This window comes from Aeromonas sp. s6 (genome assembly GCF_040907815.1).
Taxonomy (GTDB): domain Bacteria; phylum Pseudomonadota; class Gammaproteobacteria; order Enterobacterales; family Aeromonadaceae; genus Aeromonas; species Aeromonas caviae.
The window spans coordinates 17,780-39,530 of record NZ_JBFOCN010000049.1 but is presented as its reverse complement, the minus strand read 5'-3'; the positions used below and the strand labels follow the sequence as shown (position 1 = coordinate 39,530).

Annotated in this window: 20 protein-coding genes and 3 tRNA genes; 3 read left to right on the top strand and 20 right to left on the bottom strand. The window is 61.1% G+C overall.

Annotated features, from left to right (window positions below; translation table 11 throughout):
- Positions 1–37 precede the first annotated feature (37 nt).
- The 17 genes from AB5Y50_RS07215 to AB5Y50_RS07135 all read right to left on the bottom strand — a co-directional run bounded on the left by AB5Y50_RS07215 (position 38) and on the right by AB5Y50_RS07135 (position 15,391).
- Positions 38–1,242 (bottom strand): IS3 family transposase gene (locus AB5Y50_RS07215; protein WP_100654772.1). Its coding sequence is split into 2 segments (ribosomal slippage): positions 38–924 and positions 924–1,242, totalling 1,206 coding nucleotides; the frame shifts between segments, so codons are not numbered across the junction.
- 378 nt (positions 1,243–1,620) lie between these two features.
- Positions 1,621–2,040 carry a DUF2787 family protein gene (locus AB5Y50_RS07210; RefSeq protein ID WP_102948584.1) on the bottom strand — a complete coding sequence of 140 codons (420 nt, stop codon included), beginning with the start codon at positions 2,038–2,040 and terminating at the stop codon, positions 1,621–1,623.
- A 62-nt stretch (positions 2,041–2,102) separates the two neighbouring features.
- Complete coding sequence (locus AB5Y50_RS07205) at positions 2,103–2,708, bottom strand: hypothetical protein (RefSeq protein ID WP_052446121.1); 606 nt, start codon at positions 2,706–2,708, stop codon at positions 2,103–2,105.
- A gap of 122 nt (positions 2,709–2,830) precedes the next feature.
- Positions 2,831–3,133, bottom strand: a complete 303-nt coding sequence (locus AB5Y50_RS07200) for a YkvA family protein (protein WP_042012059.1) — start codon at positions 3,131–3,133, stop codon at positions 2,831–2,833.
- Positions 3,126–3,482, bottom strand: coding sequence for a hypothetical protein (locus tag AB5Y50_RS07195; RefSeq protein ID WP_042012058.1), 357 nt, complete (start codon positions 3,480–3,482; stop codon positions 3,126–3,128). Before AB5Y50_RS07195 ends, AB5Y50_RS07200 begins: the two co-directional genes overlap by 8 nt.
- 147 nt (positions 3,483–3,629) lie before the next feature.
- Complete coding sequence (locus AB5Y50_RS07190) at positions 3,630–4,835, bottom strand: site-specific integrase (protein ID WP_319886718.1); 1,206 nt, start codon at positions 4,833–4,835, stop codon at positions 3,630–3,632.
- A 350-nt stretch (positions 4,836–5,185) separates the two neighbouring features.
- A tRNA-Leu gene (locus AB5Y50_RS07185) sits at positions 5,186–5,272 on the bottom strand.
- Between the two features lie 41 nt (positions 5,273–5,313).
- A tRNA-Cys gene (locus AB5Y50_RS07180) sits at positions 5,314–5,387 on the bottom strand.
- Between the two features lie 36 nt (positions 5,388–5,423).
- A tRNA-Gly gene (locus AB5Y50_RS07175) sits at positions 5,424–5,499 on the bottom strand.
- Positions 5,500–5,678: 179 nt separating this feature from the next.
- The gene (gene pgsA, locus AB5Y50_RS07170; protein WP_010675229.1) at positions 5,679–6,233 is read right to left on the bottom strand and encodes a CDP-diacylglycerol--glycerol-3-phosphate 3-phosphatidyltransferase; all 555 of its coding nucleotides are present in this window, start codon (positions 6,231–6,233) and stop codon (positions 5,679–5,681) included.
- A gap of 213 nt (positions 6,234–6,446) precedes the next feature.
- Positions 6,447–8,300 carry an excinuclease ABC subunit UvrC gene (gene uvrC / locus AB5Y50_RS07165; RefSeq protein WP_368162546.1) on the bottom strand — a complete coding sequence of 618 codons (1,854 nt, stop codon included), beginning with the start codon at positions 8,298–8,300 and terminating at the stop codon, positions 6,447–6,449.
- Between the two features lie 110 nt (positions 8,301–8,410).
- Entirely contained in the window at positions 8,411–9,055 is a 645-nt protein-coding gene (gene uvrY / locus AB5Y50_RS07160) for a UvrY/SirA/GacA family response regulator transcription factor (protein WP_010675231.1), read from the bottom strand.
- A 209-nt stretch (positions 9,056–9,264) separates the two neighbouring features.
- Positions 9,265–10,044: a 3-deoxy-manno-octulosonate cytidylyltransferase gene (kdsB, locus tag AB5Y50_RS07155; protein WP_049636856.1), complete on the bottom strand. Its 780-nt coding sequence runs from the start codon at positions 10,042–10,044 to the stop codon at positions 9,265–9,267.
- Entirely contained in the window at positions 10,041–10,238 is a 198-nt protein-coding gene (locus AB5Y50_RS07150; protein ID WP_368162544.1) for a Trm112 family protein, read from the bottom strand. The genes kdsB and AB5Y50_RS07150 overlap by 4 nt, the downstream gene beginning before the upstream one ends.
- A gap of 112 nt (positions 10,239–10,350) precedes the next feature.
- Positions 10,351–11,346, bottom strand: coding sequence for a tetraacyldisaccharide 4'-kinase (gene lpxK / locus AB5Y50_RS07145; protein ID WP_041213130.1), 996 nt, complete (start codon positions 11,344–11,346; stop codon positions 10,351–10,353).
- Positions 11,346–13,115 carry a lipid A ABC transporter ATP-binding protein/permease MsbA gene (gene msbA, locus AB5Y50_RS07140; protein ID WP_039040276.1) on the bottom strand — a complete coding sequence of 590 codons (1,770 nt, stop codon included), beginning with the start codon at positions 13,113–13,115 and terminating at the stop codon, positions 11,346–11,348. Before msbA ends, lpxK begins: the two co-directional genes overlap by 1 nt.
- A 134-nt stretch (positions 13,116–13,249) precedes the next feature.
- The gene (locus tag AB5Y50_RS07135; RefSeq protein ID WP_368162541.1) at positions 13,250–15,391 is read right to left on the bottom strand and encodes a DNA internalization-related competence protein ComEC/Rec2; all 2,142 of its coding nucleotides are present in this window, start codon (positions 15,389–15,391) and stop codon (positions 13,250–13,252) included.
- 115 nt (positions 15,392–15,506) lie between these two features.
- Here AB5Y50_RS07135 and AB5Y50_RS07130 point away from each other — a divergent pair, with 115 nt between their 5' ends.
- From AB5Y50_RS07130 to AB5Y50_RS07120, 3 genes are all read left to right on the top strand, one after another.
- Complete coding sequence (locus AB5Y50_RS07130; protein WP_103242902.1) at positions 15,507–16,025, top strand: DUF2062 domain-containing protein; 519 nt, start codon at positions 15,507–15,509, stop codon at positions 16,023–16,025.
- A complete protein-coding gene (locus tag AB5Y50_RS07125) occupies positions 16,019–16,513 on the top strand; it encodes a DUF2062 domain-containing protein (RefSeq protein ID WP_039040273.1) in 495 nt (164 codons plus the stop codon). Before AB5Y50_RS07130 ends, AB5Y50_RS07125 begins: the two co-directional genes overlap by 7 nt.
- A 115-nt stretch (positions 16,514–16,628) precedes the next feature.
- A complete protein-coding gene (locus AB5Y50_RS07120; protein WP_368162538.1) occupies positions 16,629–18,134 on the top strand; it encodes a helicase HerA-like domain-containing protein in 1,506 nt (501 codons plus the stop codon).
- 79 nt (positions 18,135–18,213) lie between these two features.
- Here AB5Y50_RS07120 and AB5Y50_RS07115 read toward each other — a convergent pair whose 3' ends face one another.
- From AB5Y50_RS07115 to omp38, 3 genes are all read right to left on the bottom strand, one after another.
- Complete coding sequence (locus AB5Y50_RS07115; RefSeq protein ID WP_049636851.1) at positions 18,214–19,404, bottom strand: amino acid aminotransferase; 1,191 nt, start codon at positions 19,402–19,404, stop codon at positions 18,214–18,216.
- Positions 19,405–19,539: 135 nt separating this feature from the next.
- A complete protein-coding gene (locus AB5Y50_RS07110) occupies positions 19,540–20,481 on the bottom strand; it encodes a hypothetical protein (protein WP_049636850.1) in 942 nt (313 codons plus the stop codon).
- A gap of 195 nt (positions 20,482–20,676) precedes the next feature.
- Positions 20,677–21,726 carry a porin Omp38 gene (gene omp38, locus AB5Y50_RS07105; protein ID WP_043153864.1) on the bottom strand — a complete coding sequence of 350 codons (1,050 nt, stop codon included), beginning with the start codon at positions 21,724–21,726 and terminating at the stop codon, positions 20,677–20,679.
- Positions 21,727–21,751: the final 25 nt, after the last annotated feature.

The window sequence follows — 21,751 nt, the reverse complement described above, 5'->3', positions numbered from 1 at the left end:
TGGATTTGACCCCATAGGTCCAGACACTTTTTCCCGCTTAGGGTTGTGATACCCGACTGCGCAGAAATTCCCGTGGTGAACGGTATCCCAAGGCGCTGTGCGGGTGGTGCTCGTTATAATGCTCAAACGCGATAGCCAAATTGCCTACCGCTGTTCGGCTATCCGGTTTTGGCATCATCTCGATATAGTCTCGCTTCATCGTCTTCACGAAGCTTTCCGCTATACCGTTACTCTGTGGGCTTCTCACTGCTGTCGTTCTGGGCTCCAACCCGATTTCTCGTGCAAACGCGCGGGTCTCATGGGCTCGATACGCCGAGCCATTATCAGTCAGCCACTCCACCGGTGATGCCGGCAACGAATCCCCAAAGCGACGTTCGACAGACCTCAGCATGACATCTTGCACAGTGTCACTATCGTAACCCCCAGTACTGGCCGCCCAGTCCAACGCTTCCCTATCGCAGCAATCCATGGCGAACGTGACACGTAGTTTTTCACCGTTATCGCAGCGAAACTCGAAGCCATCTGAGCACCACCGTCGATTGCTCTCCTTGACGGCAACACGCCCCTTATGTGCCTGCTGGGCCAATGGTGCAGCTGGTTTTCTTTCCAGCAGCAAGCCATGCTCGCGCATGACGCGATATACCCGCTTAGCGTTTACCACAGGTTGTTCTGTTGCCTCAGACTGACGCCGTAACAGCGCCCAGACCCGGCGATAGCCATAGGAGGGAAGCTCTGCCATCGCCTCCATGATACGGCCAAGTAAGGCTGCATCATCACGCTGGCGATGATGACGACCATCTTGCCAACCCGGTTTTCGATGAACACGAACGGATAGCTGCGCACGCGATACATTAAGAGCCTGGCTCACAGCACTTAATCGTCGTCCCCCGGCAACAAGGGCGCATGCGCAATCCATTTTTTTGCTCGACCATACTCCACGGCTTCTTTGAGGATCTCGTTCTCCATGGTCTTCTTCCCGAGCAGACGCTGAAGCTCTCGGATCTGCTTGATGGCAGCAGCCAACTCGGAAGCAGGAACAACATCCTCACCGGCGGTGATCGCCGTGAGAGACCCTTCTTGGAATTGCTTACGCCATTTGAAAAGCTGGTTTGCGTTGACGTCGTGCAAGCGAGCAACATGAGAGACGGTCATCCCGGGCTCAAAGGTCTGCTGCACGATGGCGATCTTTTCTTGTGGAGTCCGGCGTCGACGGCGCTCGGCCCCTGTTAACACTTCGACCATCTTCTCGTTGTGACTAGTACTGAACATAGCTCCAAGACTACCTCTTAAGTTAAGAGGGGCGAAGTGTCTGGATCTTCAAGGGGCCAATCTAGGAATAACGCCATTGGGGATACACACATATCTGTCTTTCTCCCTCCTCGCTGATGACGAAAAAACAAGCCTCCCAGCCTCGGGCTGGGGATACTTGTTTTGTTGTTCTGGTGAGGTAGATGAACCCCCGTAACAGTCGAAGGATGGACTAACCTACTGAGCCGCTGACCGGTTTCGAGTTGGGTTAGCCCATCGCTCCTTGCCCTGCATGGAAAGGCAACCTCGGCAGTACCACTGCCAGTGCCGAACCGCCGCTGGTTCCTGTTCCTCTCCTGTCCGGTGCGATGGTTACGCAGCCACTGAGACGGTGAACACGCCCATCTGGTAGTAACTGACGAAGTTCGACTCCCACATCGTATAGAGCTCCTTAGCCGACGCAGGTCCCATCTGGCCGTAACGGAGCAGGTAGTATTCTTCGCTCAAAAAGTTGAAGTCGATCTCCTTGACCAGCTCAGCCATCTCTTCCGGCCCCTGATAGCTAAAGTCCGTCACGTAATCGAATTGCCACCGGTCTTTACGCTTGAGCAGCCGTATTTCTACCGGATGAAACCCGCCACGAACCGGGCCGTAATCCGGGTCTCGGAAGTTGAAGACCAGACTGGATTTTCCCTTCAGCACCATTCCAGATCTAACCAGTTCCTGATCCAGAATACTCATCAATGCCTGACTGACAGGCAGGGCAAAATCGCCCGCAAATGGGATCGTCATAATCACCTCAGATTGATTGTTTAGGGGGGCTCACCCTTGGACAGGTGAGCACTATGCAGGGGTTATTCGATGGTAGAAGTTACGGTACAGAGCTCATTGGTTAGCGAACCCAAGCGCTCAAGGTAATCAGGCACCAGTTCATGCAGCATCGGATTGCCGTCAGCCTTCTGGATCAACTTCAGTCCGTCCGAGCGCAGAATGGCTGATAAGAATCCGGCATTGTTGGCGCTGCCCCCTTTAAACAGTCGCTTCATAACGCTGGATTTAAACGGCTTGTCTGCGGGCAAGGAGCACAACACATCGTCAATCGCCGACAGCGCAATCCACTCCTTGCTATGCAGACCCCCACCCTGATTACCGGTGATTTTCAGGAACAGCTCGCCAGTGTCTTCATGACGACCGATGGCATAGAAAATAAGCCCTTCTGATCTGGTACTGAGTTTCTCGGCGGTATGGTTGAGCAAGGTGCGTATGGGCGCAGGGCCGCCGGGCACGGAGTCTGCGGTGTCGCCGGGTCCAGGCCTGGCCTTGTCGGCGTCAGCCGCAAGGGCTGGCGAGAGGGGGTCGGCGCAGCCGCTTGCTCCGGATGTGAGAGGGCTCTCGTCGGCTGGCGTGGTGCTGGCTGGTTTAGGGGTCTCTTCAACGCGGTTTTTACGGGGTCTTGTCATGATAGTTTCCTTACAACGTCGTTAGATAACCGGAGGTTGCGATCTCCAGACCATCGGTAGATGGGTCATAGATAAAGGGTCATAGAAAACGCGATAGCGTGACAGGACCGACTCCATCACTGTCACAGTGATCTCATTCGGTCTTTCGCGGATTGACGGTGGTGCGACTTAACCGGCAGTGCGGCTAATGCCGAGGTGATGACCGATAAATCATCCAGATAACCGGCAAATGGAATGGGATCTGGTACCACGTCGAACGGATTTACCAGATAAGCCAGCGCACCGATGATGAGCGCATAGCACCAGACCGGCAGATCGCCATCCGTGAGCAGGACATACAACAGCACGGCCTTTTCCAACAGCTCCTTAATTCCCTTGATGTCTTTTAACTTGCGCATGATGTCGCTATGACTGGGATTACTCATGGTGCATCGCCTCCAGGGTGGGAAGCAGCGGTGCATTTGAGTGGATCAGCAGGTAAATCCCCGCCCCCTCATCGTTGAGGATTGCCAACAACAGACGCCAATCTTCGGATATGGCGAACTCTTGCTCCGGGTAACGCAAACCGAACATCACCTGATTCTGGGTATGCTGTGGCATGGCTTGGAACTCACTCACCGAGTCCGTCATCTCGATAATGACCAGACTACAACCGGTCGTGTCCCAGAATGCCCTTGCCTCCTCTACTGATGAAAAGGGTTCGATAATTTGCTCCATGACCATTGGGTAAATGTCCGGGTAGGCCGCGAGCAGGGTTGCCTCCGGCCATTCCATACAAGTTTTCATTGTTTTTCTCTCCAATAAGAAAGCCCTTAAGCTCGGCTGAGCTTAAGGGCCTGGGAACTGTGACATGTGGACCAACAGCCGATGTGGCAGCGCTGTCTGGTTATTAATATCTGTTTATAAACAATACCTTTTCGGTCACTCCGCCTGGATCATTGACGAGAGACCTTCGCTGATATTGCGACTGCGCTCAGAAGTCAGCTTTGCATAACGTTGAGAGGATTGAATGCTGGCGTGGGCCAGTTGCGCCTTGACGTCATACAGGCTGTATTGCCCGGAAGAGACCAAGGCACTGGCGACAGAATGACGAGCCGTATGGAAGCAGACCTCATCGCGGTCTTCGATACCCGCTTTCTGCAACACCCGTTCATAGGCACATCTGGGTTCACCAATGGGCTTGCCCTGACATCGAATATGCTGGCTCGCGAACACATAGGGATTACCGGCTATTCTGGGGAGCTTCTCCAGAATATCGATAGCCAATGTGCTCAGGTAAATGATCCGGCTCTTGCCATTCTTGGTCAGGGGTACGAACAGCGTCTTATCCTCCCAGTTCACATGTTCCCATTTAACGAGTAACACCTCTGATTTTCTTGCCCCCGTCAGGTAGAGCATCGCGATGAAGCTGCCTGCAGCTTGATTGCGATCCTGCAATGCCACCTCAATGACCCGTTTCATCTCTTCAATTGATAGGAAGCGTGTCCTGGCATTGTCCTCCTTCAACAGCTTGATCTTGGCCGCCTCGTTGGTGTCCAGAATGCCCCAGCGCACCGCATAGCTACCCATGGTCTTTAACTGGGCCAGCACACGGTTGGCGGTACTCGGTGCGTAGGCCGTCTGCTGAGGGTTGTTAGGGTGAACCATCTCCGATTGCAACTGCAGGACATCCATCGCCTTGAGCTGTCGGTAACGCATGGCCCCAAAGCGTGGTTCTATGTTGTGTTTGAACCGCTGAATATCGCTGTTGATCGACCGCTTGCCGATGGTCTTGAGGTGCGGCAAAAAGGTCTGCCAGAAGAACTCCGAAAGGGTGGGCTCAGTTTTGTAGCTATCCCGCTCTGCTACCGGGTCGATGCCTTCTGCCAGCATCGCCTTGTACTTGCGGGCAATGGTCCTGGCTTGGCTCACCTCGATATCGCCGAATCGTCCCAAAGCGATGCTGCGCTTCTTGCCCTGGAGGGTATAGCGCAGTAGGAAACGCTTACTGCCTTGGCTTTTTCCTGACAAGAGTTTTAAGCCAATGACCTCTGTATCGGAGAACTCCAGTTCAGTAGCGCCTGCGTCTCGTTGTTGTGCGGGCAAAGCCTTGATGGCTGCATTGGTAAAGCGAAATTTGGTCTGCATAGATACCTCCGATGATGGGTTAGATCATGGGATTAATATCTGTTTCAAAGAGGATTCAATGCGGGTTTGGGAGGGGTGAAGACGAAGGGGTAACGGTGAGCGGCACTTGCTTCAGCACCAGAAACAGACCCCGGAAAAGTCCGGAGCAGTAGCCTACCAAACGTCCTTGGCTATGTTGGAAGACTGAGCAGGTTGTTCGCAACGAATTGCAGGAAGTAGTAAGTCGCTTAGACAAGAAATGGACAAGAAAGGAAAACTGACAGAGGGAAAACGCTGGGGAGCAGAAACAAAAACGACGCAATGAAGCGTCGTATCTGTTTAATCTGTAAGGCTTTTTTCTTCAATTTTAATGGTGCCCGAGGCCGGAATCGAACCGGCACGACGCGAACGTCGAGGGATTTTAAATCCCTTGTGTCTACCGATTTCACCACTCGGGCACCGCAATCGGTATCAAGCTCGCGTGGCGGGCTTGTCAATATGGAGGCACGTTCCGGAGTCGAACCGGACTAAACGGATTTGCAATCCGCTGCATAACCGCTTTGCTAACGCGCCATGCAAAAGAGAGAGAAACTCTCTATTGTCTGAATTTGGAGCGGGAAACGAGACTCGAACTCGCGACCCCGACCTTGGCAAGGTCGTGCTCTACCAACTGAGCTATTCCCGCATCGGTCTGGCTGACTGCCTGACTGTGAGAACGCATTCTAGCGATGTTCCCAGCCCAGTCAACCAAAAACATTTAATACGCTGATCGTTCGGGTGTTTTTTACCCTTTTCCCACACTTTTGCAGCTCATGGCCGTTTCTCGGCGCCAGTGGCAGAGAAACGGCCATCTTCCCGTTTGGACTAGAACCGGGAGTGGTAGCTCAGATCGCCCCAGGCGGCCTTCATGTACTGGAACATGGACCAGAAGGTGAGCACGGTGGCCACGTAGAGCAGCACATAAGCGAGCCACACCATCCAGATGTCGTATTGCCAGATGAGGCCGGTGAGCGACACCATCTGGATCATGGTCTTCCATTTGCCAATCCAGCTGACCGCCACCGAGGAGCGCTTGCCAAGCTCGGCCATCCATTCACGCAGGGCGGAGATGATGATCTCCCGGCCAATCATGGTCATGGCGGGGATGGTGACCCAGACGGTGTTGTAGTGCTCGACGATGACCACCAGGGCCGCCGCCACCATGATCTTGTCGGCCACCGGATCGAGGAAGGCGCCAAAGGCGGTGGATTGGTTCAGCTTGCGGGCAAGATAGCCGTCAAACCAGTCGGTTGCGGCCGCCAAGATAAAGACGATGGCCGCCGCCATGTAGGACCACTGATAGGGAAGGTAGAACAGGATGACGAAGACGGGGATGAGCAAAATCCGAAAGAACGTCAGCAGGTTAGGAATATTTGTCATTATTTTCAGCCACTTCTTGTATGCCGCTACATGGTAGCCCCAAGCCGATCGCGGATGCAACCGAACTGGCGCCCGCCTTGGTCCATTAATCCATCAATAACCTCAGGATGCCGGTCATTATGGCATTTGGGAGCCCCCTGCGTCACGGCTCTTGTGCGCAGGCGGCACGCCCTGATGCCCCCTGGCGTGACCTCCTTCACACCAAAGGCAGCGCTAGAGCGAGTGCAATGCGTCGTGGATGGACTGGGCCAGCTCCTGGCTGATGCCGGGCACCTTGGCGAGCTCGTCCACCCCGGCCTTTTTCACCTCCTGCAAACCCCCCAGGTATTTGAGCAGCGCCTGTCGCCGTTTCGGCCCCACCCCGGGAATCTCTTCCAGGGTACTGGTGGTGCGGGCCTTTGCCCGCCTGGCCCGGTGGCCCGTGATGGCAAAGCGGTGGGATTCGTCGCGAATGTGCTGAATGAGGTGCAAGGCGGGCATATCTGCCGGCAGGTGCAGCTCTTCGTGGCTGTCCCCCAGGATCAGGGTTTCCAACCCCGCCTTGCGGGTCACCCCCTTGGCGATGCCCACCAGCAGCGGATATTTGCCACCGAGAAACTCCAGCTGGCGCGCCAGGATCTCCTCGGCGCGGCGCAACTGGCCGAGGCCGCCGTCGATGAACAGCACATCCGGCACCTTGTCCGGCTCCTGCTGCTTGCCAAAGCGACGCTCCAGCGCCTGCTCCATGGCGGCGTAGTCATCCCCGCCGGTGATGCCGTCGATGTTGAAGCGGCGGTATTCCGAGGAGAGCGGCCCCTCCCGGTTGAACACCACGCAGGAGGCCACGGTGCGCTCCCCCATGGTGTGGGAGATATCGAAACATTCCATGCGGGCGATGGGGGTCTCGAGCTCCAGCAGCTCCTCCAGCTGATCATAACGGGCGGTGATGGTGCTCTTGTGGGCGAGGCGCGAGCGCAGCGCGGTCTGGGCATTGATGGAGGCGAGCTTGATGAAGCGGGCCCGTTCGCTGCGCGTCCGGCTCACCACCCGCACCTTGTAGCCGGCGGTCTGGCTCAGGGTGTCGGCGATGACGCTCTCATCCTCCAGCGCCACGTCCAGCAGCACCTCGCTCGGGATCTGCCGTCCCCCCTGCCCCGACAGATAGAACTGCAGCAGGAAGGATTGCACCACCTCGTCAAGCGGGGTATCGGCCGGCACTTTCGGGAAGTAGCTGCGCGATCCCAGCACCTTGCCCTGGCGGATGAAGAGCACGTGGATGCAGGCGGTCCCCTGCTCGAAGGCCACCCCCACCACGTCGAGCTCGTCCAGCACGTTGCCGCTCACCGACTGCTGCTCGGTGACCCGGCGCAGGGCCTGGATCTGATCCCGGTAGCGGGCCGCCTCCTCGAAGCGCAGATCGCCGCTTGCGGACTCCATCTTGCCCACCAGTTCGCAGATCACCTGCTGGTTCTTGCCCGCGAGGAACAGCTTGGCCAGCGCCACCTGCTGGGCATACTCGGCCTCGCTCACCAGCCCCGCCACGCAGGGGCCGGCGCAGCGCTTGAGCTGGTAGAGCAGGCAGGGGCGGGTACGGTTGGCATAGACCGCATCCTCGCACTGACGCACCGGGAAGATCTTCTGCATCAGGTGCAGGCTCTCGCGTACCGCGCCGCCGGAGGGGTAAGGGCCGAAATACTCCCCCTTCACCTTGCGGGCGCCGCGATGGACGCCGATGCGCGGGTGCCGATGGTCGGTGATGATGATCCAGGGGTAGGACTTGTCATCCCGCAGCAGCACGTTGTAGCGGGGCTGGTACTGCTTGATGAGGTTGTGCTCGAGGATCAGCGCCTCGGTCTCGGTGTGGGTGACCGTTACCTGCACATCGGCAATCTGGCGCACCAGGGTGCGGGTCTTGATGCTGTCGACATTTGCCCGAAAGTAGGAGGCGAGCCGTTTCTTGAGATCCTTGGCCTTGCCCACGTAGATGACGGTGCCGCCGCTGTCGTACATGCGGTAAACACCGCTCTGGTGGGTGACGGCACTCAGGAATGCCTTGCTGTCAAAATGGGGCTCGGGAGAGAGGGTCATCGGCAACTCGACTCAACGGATGAATGCAAAAAGACGGGGAGAGCATACTGCCCACAGCCTGCAAAAAGCAAAAGGCGGCCGGTGCCGCCTTTGGTGTCCACACGCCCCCGTTACAGGGTATCGGCATCCAGCATGCCATAACGAATGGCCAGATGGGTCAGCTCCACGTCACCGTTGATCCCCAGCTTGCTGAACAGGCGGTAGCGGTAGCTGTTGACCGTCTTCGGGCTCAGGTTGAGTTGCTCGGAGATGTCGGTCACCTTCTGCCCCTTGGTGATCATCATCATGATCTGCAGCTCCCGCTCGGAGAGGGACTTGAAGGGGTTCTCGTCGGCGGAGGCGAACTGGCTCAGGGCCATCTGCTGGGCGATCTCCGGGGAGATGTAACGCTGACCGGAGTGAACCAGGCGAATGGCGTGGATCATCTCGTCCGGCGCGGCCCCCTTGGTGAGGTACCCGGCGGCGCCCGCCTGCATCACCTTGGTAGGGAACGGATTTTCTGAATGAATGGTCAGCACTATGATGCGCACATCGGGGCGGATCCGCAGGATCTTGCGGGTCGCTTCCAGACCGCCGATGCCCGGCATGTTCATGTCCATCAGGATCACATCGGGGTGATGTTGCCGACAGAAGGCCACCGCGGTTTCCCCGCTCTGCGCCTCGCCCACCACCTTGATCCCGCGGACGTCTTCCAAAATGCGTCTTATCCCTGTACGCACCAACTCATGATCATCGACCAGGAATACATTAATCACCCAAACACCCCGTTTTTATCTCGTTATATGCCAGTTAGGGTTAACACGGCGTCTTGCATCATAACCAAACTCGATGATTTGGCAAACCATGGGCGGGAAAAGTTTGAAATTGCTCGTAAAATCCGTTTTAAATCAAATTATTATACAAAGAATCAATTAAAAAACGGCGCCCTGGGGCGCCGTATTGCATCAAAGCCGTTCCGCCAGCCTCAACCGGCCAGCAGCGCACGTACCTTGTCGAGATCGGCCTGAGTGTCCACCCCCACCGGCGGGGCTTGCAGCGCCTGGGCCACGTGGATCTTCTCCCCGTACCAGAGCACCCGCAGCTGCTCCAGGGCTTCGACCTGCTCGAGCACGCTCGGCGCCCAGTCCACGTAACGCTGGATGAAGCCGGCGCGATAGGCGTAGATGCCGATGTGGCGCTGGTAGTGATCGCCAATCTGCTCGCGGCTCCCCGCAACGCGATCGCTGGCCGCAAAGCGGTCCCGATCCCAGGGGATGCTGGCGCGACTGAAATAGAGGGCATACCCCTCCCGGTCGGTCACCACCTTGACGGCATTGGGATTGAACGCCTCTTCGGCATCCCTGATCGGCACCGACAGCGTCGCCATGGGCGCGCTGGCCGCGGCCAGGTTGTCCGCCACCTGGCGGATGATGACGGGGGGAATGAGGGGCTCGTCCCCCTGCACGTTGACGATGATGGTGTCGGCGGCAAAGCCGTAGTGACGGCACACCTCGGCCAGACGCTCGGTGCCGGACTGGTGATCCGGTGAGGTCATGCACACCTCGAACCCGGCAGCGGCGGCAAAGGGAGCCAGAGCCTGCTGCACCCGCTCGTCATCGGTGGCGACGATCACCCGATCGGCGCCCGATTGCAGGGCCTTCTCCACCACGTGCTGCACCATGGGCTTGCCGTGAATGTCGGCCAGCGGCTTGCCCGGCAGCCGGGTGGAGGCGTAACGGGCAGGAATGACGACGACGAAACTCATAGCTTCAGCTCTTCCAGCGCCAGGTGGCGGGCCCGGTTCTCCAGCAGCACCGGGATCCCCTCCTCCAGGGGATAAGCCAGTCTATCGAAGCGGCAGATGAGCTCCTGAGGGCCCTCGGCGTGCGCTTGATAGTGCAGTTTCCCCTTGCAGACCGGGCAGGCGATGATGTCGAGCAATTTAATATCCAGTGCCACAACGAAACTCCTTTAACGATTTCCCACAGGCGATCTTGCCTGGCATGTCAATGTGCAGGGCCAGCCCCCGAGTCCGGGCGCTGGCCGTCTGTTCCAATCCGGTGGCGCCCCGTCAGGGCGCCTGGTGCTTGTCCCCCCCGGGCTGCGGGCCCAGGGTGCGCAGCAGCGCCTCCCCCAGGGCATCGGGCAGCTCGGCGCTGACCGGCAGATACCACCAGTTGTCCGGGGCGAAGGGGCGGCACTTGACCGCATCCTTCTCGGTCATCAGCAAGGGGCGCTGGCCGAAGCGGGCCAGCAGCTCGGCGGCGTCGAACGCCTGGTGATCCCCGTAGCCGACGCTCTGCACCAGCTCGTAACCAAGGGCGGTCAGGGTGGCGAAGAAACGGGGGGGATGGCCGATGCCCGCCAGGGCATCCACCGGCCCCGAGAGGGGGGCCGTGAGAGGCGCATCGTCGCACACCCGGCGCAGGGTATCCGGCACCAGGCGCATGGCATATTCGCCACGGGCGGGTTCGCCGCCGTTGCAGATGATGGCGTCCACCCGCTTGAGGCGGGTCGTGGGCTCGCGCAGCGGCCCCATGGGCAGCAGACAGCCATTGCCAAAGCGGCGCGCCCCGTCCACCACCACTAGTTCGATGTCACGGGCCAGGGCATAGTGCTGCAGGCCGTCGTCGGTGACGATGATGTCCACCTCACCGCTTTGCTCCAGCAACCGCACCGCATCGGCCCGTCTGGGGGCCACCGCCACGGGGCAGCCGCAGCGCCTTGCGATGAGCACGGGCTCATCCCCGGCCTCGGCCGGGGTGCTGCTCTCATCCAGTCGATAGGGGTAATGGGGCGCCTTGCCGCCATAACCGCGGCTGACCACGCCTGGGCGCCAGCCCCGGGCCTGGAGTTGTTCTACCAGCCAGACCACCACCGGGGTCTTGCCGTTGCCCCCCACCGAGAGATTGCCCACCACCACCACCGGCAGGGTGGCCCGATAGGCGCTGAGCCAGCCCCGGCGATACCCCAGACGGCGGACGCCGCTGATCAGGGCAAACAGCAGGGCGAAGGGGGCCAGCCCCCAGCGCCAGAGGCTGTTCCCGTACCAGAGTCTGGCCAGCATCAGCCCTGGTTACCCGTGGCAGTATTACCAAACTGAATGGCCCGCAGCTGGGCATAAGTACCATGCATGTCCATCAGGGTTTGGTGGTTGCCGCGCTCGACGATGTGTCCCTCGTCGATCACCAGGATCTCGTCCGCCTTCTCGATGGTGGAGAGGCGGTGGGCGATCACGAGGGAAGTGCGCGCCTTGCACAGCTCGTCGATGGCCGCCTGGATGTGACGCTCGGACTCGGTGTCCAGGGCCGAGGTGGCTTCGTCCAGCAGCAGCACCGGGGAGTCCCGCAGCAGGGCGCGGGCGATGGCGATGCGCTGGCGCTGGCCGCCGGAGAGGGAGGCGCCGTTCTCGCCGATGACGGTGTCATAACCTTCCGGCATCTTGCTGACGAAGTCGTCAGCATGGGCGATGCGGGCCGCCTGCTGGATCTCGTCGCGGCTGTACTTCTCTTCCGCCGCGTAGGCGATGTTGTTGGCCACCGAGTCGTTGAAGAGGTGCACGTGCTGGGAGACCAGGGCGTACTGCTTGCGCAGCTCGCTCAGGCGGTATTCGCGGATGTTGACGCCATCCAGCAGAATTTCCCCCTCTTCGATGTCATAGAAGCGGGTCAGGAGGCTCGCGATGGTGCTCTTGCCGGAGCCGGAACGACCCACCAGGGCCACCGATTTGCCCGCCTCCACCTTGAAGCTGATGTTGCGCAGCGCCGGTGTCTCCTTGGTCGGGTAGGTGAAGGTGACGTTGCGAAACTCGATTTCACCTCGGGCACGTTCCAGAGTGCGAGTGCCGGTGTCCTGCTCCGGGGTGGAGTCCAGCAGACCGAACAGGCTCTGGCAGGCGGTGATGCCGCGCTGGAACTGGTTGTTCACGTCGGTCAGGCTTTTCAGCGGCTTGAGCAGCATCATCATGGAAGTGACCATGACGGTGAAGGTGCCCGCGGTCAGGGTCGCCTTGACGCTGTCGATGGTGGCGACATAGAGGAAGACCGCAAGGGCCACGGAGGCCACCATCTGGACGATGGGGCTGCCGATGGCGTCGGCGGCGACCATCTTCATGGTCTGCTGGCGCATCCGGTTGCTCACCTGGTAGAAGCGCTTGTCCTCCACCTCCTGGCCCCCGAACATCAGCACCTCTTTGTGCCCCTTGAGCATCTGCTCGGTGGAGGTGGTGATGTCACCTACCGCCTGCTGGATGTGGCGGCTTATCTTGCGAAAACGTCGGCTGATGATGCTGATGAGGATCCCGACCAGGGGCCCCACCACCAGGAAGATCACCGACAACTGCCAGGAGTGCCAGAACATCAGGCCCAGCAGGCCGATGACGGTGGCCCCTTCCCGCACCAGGGAGACCAGGGTCGAGCTCGCGGCGGAGGACACCTGACCGGCGTCATAGGTCACCTTGGAGAGCAGGTTGCCGGTGTTCTGGCGGTCGAAGAAGCTCATGGGCATGGCCATCAGGTGGCTGAACACCTGCTGCTGCAGGCGCATCACCACGTGGTTGCCGACCCAGGCCATGCAGTAGTTGGAGAGGAAGGCGGCACAGCCGCGCAGAGCCACGATGCCGAGGACGAAGAAGGGCATCCACTTGAGCACGCTGCTGTCGTTGCCGTTGAGCCCCTGGTCGATGAGCGGTTTGATGGAGTAGACGAAGGTGGTATCCACGGCCGCGTAACCCAGCATGCCAATGATGCCGCCCACCAGACCCAGCTTGCGATCCCGGACATAACCGAGCAGGCGCTTGAAGACGGTCCAGCTCTCTTGTGAGGTTTCTTGTTGCATGAATAGCCGTTAATAAGGGAAATGACGGGCTATTCTAGCCAAACCTTGGAGCTACACCAAGCGCCGCTGGCGCGATGGCTACAACCCGGGTCACAAATGAAGGCCGCCCCTTGCCGGGCTGGCTCACCGGCTCCTCACTCCCTTCCCCATACCTGCGGCTGCCACCAGGGGCCGCCACGCCTGTACCAGGGCCCCTGCTCCCGCTCGGCCCGGATCCTGAGGCCCGCGTCCCCCGGCTCGATCAGGATGGCGCCCGCCTCCCCCGTGACCCACTGCCGCGCCCCCTGGTATCGCGCCACCACCTCGGGGCGGGGAAAGCCCCACTGGTTCATGAAGCCTGCGCTGTGCACCACGAAGGCAGGTTTCACCGCCGCCACGAAGGGGGCCGTGGAGGAGGTGCGACTGCCATGATGCGGGCTCACCAGCAGGGTGCTGGCCAGCCCCGCGCCCTCACCCTCCTCCAGCGCCAGTGCCAGCAGGCGGCGCTCTGCCTGCTGCTCGATGTCGCCGCTCAGCAGCAACCGATGACGCCCGTCGTCCAGCTGCACCACGCAACTGTCATTGTTGCGCCCTGCCCCGGCTGCCAGGGGCCAGAGCACCCGCACATCCAGTCCCTGCCAATGCCACTGCTGACCTCGGCGGCAGGCCTGGGTAGCCGGTGCAAAGGGGAAGGAGGAGAGCTCCCGGCGCACCGCCATACTCTGCAGCAGAGCCTGCCGGTTGCCCGCATGATCCCTGTCTCTGTGGCTGATGATCAGGGTGTCGATCACCCGGATGCCGAGCCGGTTGAGCAGGGGCAGGATGGCCGCATCCGCCATGTTGTAGCCCCCGGGGTAGCGATCCCCGGTATCAAACAGGATGGCCCGATCCCCCCGGGTGACGAGCACCGAGAGCCCCTGCCCCACGTCCAGCACCCGCACCTGCCAGGAAGCGGGAGCAGGCCAGAGGGCGAGCAGCAGGGCCGCCGCCACCGGCCCCCCCAGGGCGCGCCCTCCCGGCAGGTGCCATCCCGTCCACAGCAGGATCAGCAGGGCGCTGGCGGGCATCAGCCAGCCGGGCACCGGCCACCAGAGCTGCAGGCGATCCGCCAGCTGCGTGAGCCCCCACAGCACCCACTCCAGGCCGAAGGCGGAGACCCAGAGCAGGCCGTGGGCCAGCAACGTGGAGAGGGGCGCCACCAGTACGCCGACGAGCGCCAGGGGAATGATGACAAGGCAGAACAGCGGCAGTGCCAGCAGATTGAGCAGAAACGCCAGGGGCGCCATCCCCTCGAACAGCAGCAGTTGCAGGGGCAGCAATCCGAGCAGCAGCAGAAGTTGCAGCCGCACCAGGCCGGGGCGATCGTGCAGCAGGCTCGCCAGCAACAGCAGGGCCACCGCCAGAAAAGAGAGCCAGAACCCCGCAGAATAGAGGGCGAAAGGGTCCCACAATGTCAGCACCACGAAGGCCCACAGCCAGATCCGGTGGCTCGGCCAGTCCCGCTTTAGCCAGCGCAGCAGGCTCCACACCAGCACCATGATGAGGGCACGCTCGGTGGCCACCGCAAACCCCGCCAGCCAGCTGTAGGTGGCCGCGAACAGGAGTGACACGCAGATAGCCCCGCGCAGCCCGAACAGCCGCCCGAGCCACCAGCCGAGCACCGCCACCAGAGCGATATGCTGGCCCGAGATGGCGATGATGTGGGTCAGGCCGCTGCCGCGAAAGAGTTCCCACTGGGCATCCGTGATCCCACCCTGTTCCCCGAAGGTGAGGGCTGCCAGCAGGGGGGCCTGCGCCATCCCCTCCCAGGCGCGACTCGCCGCCGCCAGCCAGCGATCGCGCACACCCGGGGGCACGGCATCCAGGGCGATGACCCGGCGCAGGTTGCCGGTGGCGGTGATCCCCTTGCCAAGGAGCAGGCGCCGCCCATCCATCCCCGCTTCGTTGGCCAGGCCATGGGCCGGCTTGAGAGAGGTCACCAGGGTGACGCGGCTGCCGGCAGGCAACGGCGGCAACACCTGATAGGCATTGACCCGCACCAGGGGTGGCACGGTAAGGGGGCGATCGTCCAGGGTGTCGAGGCGCAGCAGCAGGCGCGCAAATTTATCCCCCTCTTTCTCTCCCGAAGACTCCGTACTTTGCACGTGTGCGGTTATGATGTGGCTCGTTTTTTTGCCAAGTTGATCCAGCCAGGCAAGCCGGTAGTGCAAATTCACCTGCATCCAGAGGATGCCGAGCAGCAGAAACAGCAGCCGCCAGCAACGACCACCGGCGAGAGGAAGCGCGAGCAGCAGCATCAGGCCACCCCATTCCCATGAAGGCAGCCATGGCCAAAGCAGTGAGGAGCTTGCCCCTAGGGCAAACGACAACAGACGCAGATCCATGGAGCAAGTATTTAGCAAGGTTCAGAACATGCCCAAACGAATCATACAGCGCTGGCTACCCGACCCGGCGACCCTCAAGGAACACAAGCACTTGCGACTCTTTGGCAAGCTGCTGCTGGATACCAATCTCTGGCATCTCAACCGGCGCTCCGCCGCCGGTGCCTGTGCGGTCGGCCTCTTCATGGCCTGGGTGCCCCTCCCCTGCCAGATGCTGCTGGCCGCTGGCGGCGCCATCGCCTGCCGGGTCAACCTGCCCCTCTCGGTGGCCCTGGTCTGGCTCTCCAACCCCCTGACCATGCCACCGCTGTTTTATGGCGCCTATCTGGTGGGCTGCCAGTTGCTGGGGCACCCCTCCCAGCACATCGAGATCACCTTCACCTGGGCCTGGCTGGTGTCGGTGTTCGAGACGGTGGCCCCGCCGCTCTTGCTGGGCTCCCTGGTGCTTGCCCTGCTGAGCGCCCTCGTCGGCTATGTCCTGGTTCGCGCGGGCTGGCGCCTGAGCACGGTGCGCCAGTGGCAAAAACGCAAGGTGGCGCGCCCATGCTGAATCGCTGGTTGGCCCGCTTCAAGATTGACCCCGATACCCTGCGCCAACAGAAGTGGTTCGCCCTCTTTGGCGAGCGACTGCTGACCCCAGCCCTCTGGCAAGGGGGAACACGGGCCCTCTGTGGCGCCGTGGCGGCCGGGCTGTTCGCCAGCTGGGTCCCCATGCCCATGCACTCCCTGGTGGCCGTCGCCCTGGTGCTGGCGTTCAGCTTCAACCTGCCGCTGGCCCTCTTGGCGGTCTGGTTCAACAACCCGCTGACGCTCCCCTTCATGTACCTCTACGCCTATCGTACCGGTTGCCTGGTGCTGAACGAGACGCCAGCCCCCTTCCATCTCACCTGGTCCCTGCACTGGCTGGAGCAGGAGGCAGCCACCCTGGTGCCCCCCTTCCTGCTCGGCAGCCTGCTGCTGGCGGTGCTGAGCGCCGCCGCCGGCGCCTTGCTCACCCTGCTGCTGTTGCAACTGGGCAAGCTGACCCGCCCCCGCTAGATTGCCAGCACGCCGTCCTTGTCTCGGGCGGCGTGCCTTGCCATCGTCTGCCTCTGCCACCACACTCCTTGTAACCCGTTGTTTTTCGACCCCCATTCGAAACAAGGAGCCCACCATGGCCGAACCGCTCACGCTGGCCCATGCCAATGGCCACCCCCTCTCCCTGCTCCCCGCCATGGCCAATCGCCACGGCCTCATCACCGGGGCCACCGGCACCGGCAAGACTGTCACCCTGCAGGTGCTGGCGGAGGGGTTTTCCCGCCTCGGCGTGCCGGTCTTTCTGGCCGACGTGAAGGGGGATCTGAGCGGCCTGGGCGCCGCCGGCACCCCCTCTGCCAAGCTGGATGCCCGTCTGGCCCAGCTCGGCCTTCAGGCACCCGACTTTGCCGCCAGCCCCACCCTGTTCTGGGATCTCTTCGCCGAAGAGGGCCACCCGGTGCGGGCCACCGTCTCCGACATGGGGCCTCTGCTGCTTGCACGCCTGCTCGGCCTCAACGACACCCAAAGCGGGGTGCTGGAGCTGGTGTTCAAGGTGGCGGACGACGAGGGTTTGCTGCTGCTCGATCTGAAAGACCTGCGGGCCATGGTGCAGTTTGCGGGGGAGCACGCCAAGACCCTCACCACCCGCTACGGCAATGTGTCGACCGCCTCCATCGGCGCCATCCTGCGCAACCTCCTCACCCTGGAGAGCGCGGGCGGCGATCACTTCTTCGGCGAGCCCATGCTGGACATCCAGGATCTGATGCAGACCGACGAGGCGGGCCACGGCCATATCAATGTGCTGGCCGCCGGCAAGCTCACCCAGTCCAGCCGCCTCTATGCCTGCTTCCTGCTCTGGCTGCTCTCCGAGCTGTTCGAACAGTTGCCCGAGATAGGGGATCCGGAAAAGCCCGTGCTGGTGTTCTTCTTCGACGAGGCCCACCTGCTGTTCAAGGATGCCCCCAGGGCGCTGCTGGAGAAAATTGAGCTGGTGGTGCGCCTCATCCGCTCCAAAGGGGTGGGCGTCTATTTCGTGACCCAGAGCCCGGCCGACATCCCCGACAGCGTGCTGGGGCAGCTTGGCAACCGGGTGCAGCACGCCCTGCGCGCCTTCACCCCGAGCGATCAGAAGGCGGTACGCATCGCCGCCAACACCCTGCGGGCCAACCCTGCCTTCGACGCCGCCGGAGCCATCACTGAACTGGGGGTCGGGGAGGCGCTCATCTCCCTGCTCGACGAGAAGGGGCGGCCCAGCGTGGTGGAACGCGCCTTCATCGCGCCCCCGGCCAGCCGCATCGGCCCCCTGAGCGCGGCCGAGCGCCAGGCGCTTATTCAGGGCTCATTGCTCTACGGCAGATACGACACCCAGGAGGACAGGGAGTCCGCGTTCGAGCGACTTCAAGAGACATCGCCCGCCGCCGGTGACGAGACCGCTTCCCCACAGACCGACCAGAGCGGCGGTCTGCTGGATGCCTTGAATGGCATCCTGTTCGGTCGCACCGGCCCCCGTGGTGGCCAGCATGACGGGGTGGTGCAGACCGCCGCCAAGAGCGTGGCCCGCACCCTCGGCAACGAGGTGGGACGCCAGCTGATGCGCGGGGTGCTCGGCTCCCTGCTGGGGAGCAGCAAGCGGCGCCGCTGATGCCGGAAAATGAAAAAGCCCGCCGTGTCGGCGGGCTTTTTATGGCTGAAGCAAGGCGCTTGGCGCAGATGCGTCTCTCTTACAACACCTTGGCGATGGCATCGCAGAGGGGATCAATGTTGGCGCGGGTGATACCGGCCACGCTGATCCGGCCGGAGCCGACGATATAGATGGCGAATTCGCTCTTGAGGCGCTCCACCTGATCCTTGGAGAGACCGGAGAAGGAGAACATGCCGTTCTGTTCGCGGATGAAACTGAAATCCTGGTTCACCCCCCGCTCGGCCAGCTTCTCCACCAGCAGCTCGCGCATCTCGCGAATGCGCACCCGCATGGCGGCCACTTCTTCCACCCACTCCGCATAGAGGGCCGGGTCGCTCACCACGGTGGTGACAACGGCAGCGCCGTGTGACGGCGGGTTGGAGTAGTTGGCACGAATGACGGTCTTCACCTGGGTGAAGGCGACGTCGGCCACCGCCTTGGTCGCGCAGACCAGGGTGAAGGCGCCGACCCGCTCGTTGTAGAGGCCGAAGTTCTTGGAGAAGGAGCTCGCCACCAGCAGCTCGTCGTGGCACTCGGCGAAGATGCGAAGGCCTTCGGCATCCTCTTCGATGCCCCGGGCGAAGCCTTGATAGGCAAAGTCAAACAGCGGCAACCAGCCGGCGGCAGCACTCTGCCTGGCCAGTGCGCGCCACTGCTCGGCAGTGGGGTCGATACCGGTCGGGTTGTGGCAGCAGCCGTGCAGCAGCACCAGATCCCCCGCCTGCGCGTCAGACAGCGAGGCCTGCATGGCGGCAAAGTCGAGTCCCTTGGTGGCGGCGTCGTAGTACTTGTACCACTTGACGGTCAAACCGGCCGCCTGGAACACGCTGACGTGGTTCGCCCAGGTGGGATCGGAGATCCAGATGGTCTTGGCGAGATTGTTGCGTACCACGAACTCGGCGGCGATACGCAGGGCACCGGTACCGCCCGGCGCCTGCGCCGTCTTGGCGCGGCCGCTGGTCACTAGGGCGGCATCACGGCCGAACAGCAGTTGCTGCACGATGCGGCCGTATTCGATATTGCCTTCGATACCGAGGTAGTTCTTGGTCTTCTCGTCGGTCAAGAGCTTCTGCTCGGCTTGCTTGACGCAGTGAAGGATAGGAGTGGCACCGGTCTCATCCTTGTAAATACCGACCCCCAGATTGATCTTGTGGCTGCGAGTGTCGGCACGGAAGGCTTCGGTCAGGCCCAGGATCGGATCCGCTGGGGCGGCAACAACCTTTTCAAACATGGTATTCCCTGTAGTCCGTTGAGTTCGTTGGCTGGCAAAGTAGGTTGGCAAACAAAAGCGCCCGTCCAGGGAGCGCTTCGTCAGCTCTTTATACCACTGCCTTCCATAGGGGAAAACCGCTTTCTCGGCGCCGCCTCAACCAATCCCGTGCCAATCCGGTGCCAGGGCACACACCTCGACCGACAGACCCCGATTCGACTCCACCAGATCATTGCACTGCGCCAGCAGCGCACGGGGGATACGGCTCGGCTCCCAGGGCCGACCATCCCCCAGGGGAGCCCCGTAAGCCGCCTTGATGGGCACCAGATCCCGGGGCAACCACCAGCTCGCCGGTCTCCCCAACCGCTGGGCCAATGCCAGTACTCTGTCGACCCCGGCCGGATCCAGGGCGGTGAGGTGGCTCCAGAGGGTCTGGGGCGGCAAGGCAGCGATCAGGGGCTCCAGCGTGCCGGGATCCTCGGCAGGATACCAGACCAGCAGGGCGTCGGCGGGCAGTGGCAACTCGGCGAAAGCGCCGACGGCATCGGTTGTGATCACCCGCTGTATCTCCCCCTCTCCCCAGAGGATCTTGCCAAGCTGCGCCAGGGTGCGGGCTGGCAGCGCCACCTCCCCCAGGGTCTGGAGCCAGGGGGCGGCATCCAGCAGGGTGCCGCCGCTGAGAAACAGGCTGAACGGCCGTGCGGCCCGCAGACGAAGGGGCAGATCAGTGCAAAGCCGGATCCCCTTGTCTTCGAAGTCGATCTGCTCGATGGGGCTGAAATGACCCTCCCCCTTGCGATACAGGGCCGCCAGCACCCGCTCGTTGACCCTCTCCCCCAGTTGCCAGCCGTGGGATTGTAGCCACTCCTCGGGTTCCGGCGGGGCACTGGCCATCTTCGCCAGCATCAGCTCCCGGGTCAGATAGCGGTGCCCGGCAGGGGTGAGCTCATAGTGGTGATTGCCAAGGGCCAGCAGCAACTGGTTGTCCCGAAGCATGCCGATGAGCGGCTGCCATTGACGACCGCGAACAGCCTGGGGGCCGCCGCTCAGCAACTGCTGTGCCAGCGTGCGCCACTCGGGGTGGGTGAAATCGATCAAAGGCATCCTTCCCTGTCGGCCAATCTGCTTCAACAAATTGAATAATCTAGCGATTTACCAGAGGAGAACCAAGGGGGCAAGGAAGACAACGTGATATGGCGCAGGGCCAGAGGACGAAAAGTAGTGAAGGGGCCAAAAAACAGAACGGCCAAGCAAGCTTGGCCGTTCATCAACTAAATCAGCGCAGAGGCTAGATTAGAAGTTGTATTGCAGGGCAACAGTGAACTCGTCGTCCATCTTGTCGATACCCTGGATTTTGTACTCGGTGTAGGCTTTCAGCTTGGAAGTGAAAGCGTACTGTACGCCCAGCAGGGTTTCGTCAACCATGTCTTCGTAGGAAGAACCAGCAGTGTTGTCCTTGCCTTCCTTGAAGTTGTAACCAGCCAGGAAGGTCCAGGCGTCAACGTTATAGGAAGCAGCCAGCTCGTAGCCACGACCTTCACCCTTGTAGCCAGTGGTGTCGTTCTTCAGATCGCCTTCGGTGTAAACACCAGCGAAGTAGAAGCCGTTGATGGCGTAGTGTGCGCCCAGAGCCCACTCGGACTTCTCACCAGTGTTGGTATTGGTGGTGCTCTCGAGGTCGGAGTAAGCATAACCGGCGTTCAGGCCCAGACCGAAGTCAAAGTCGTAACCGGCGGCAGCTGCGTAACCGTAGTTGCGCTTGATGCCAGGGAATTCGGTAGTGAAGGAGTTACCACCAACATCAGCCACTTTGACGGCTTCATTGTCATTGGTCTGGTAGGACAGTTTGCCCTTGAAGCCACCGAAGCTGTTGGAGTAGATGATCTGGCCTTCTTGACGACCGTCGTAGAAGTTACCGTAGCTGCCCCACTCGTTGAAGATATCGGTTGCTTCCAGCACGTCGTAGAACGCGGTGTCGGTCTGGCCGAAGATGATCTTGCCGTACTGGGTGCCATCAAAACCAGCATAGATATGACGAGACTTAAATTTGGAGTCGTCAGAGTTTTCGGCAGCTACTTGCCACTCGGTCTTGGCGATAGCGGACCAGGTGTTGTTCAGCGCAACTTTACCGGACCAACCCAGACGGGAGGTACCGATCAGCTCTGCATCACCCTGTGTATCAGCTTGAGTGAGAGGATTGGGGTTATCACTGTCACCGTAGTAGTTAGCCTGAACACGGCCGTAGATATCAAAAGAGGTGCCGTCTTTGTCGTAAACGACAGCAGCGTTGGCTGCGGATGCGAACAGAGCCGGGATAGCAATAGCCAGAATTGTCTTTTTCATAGTTTCCAATGCCTACTGTAATTAA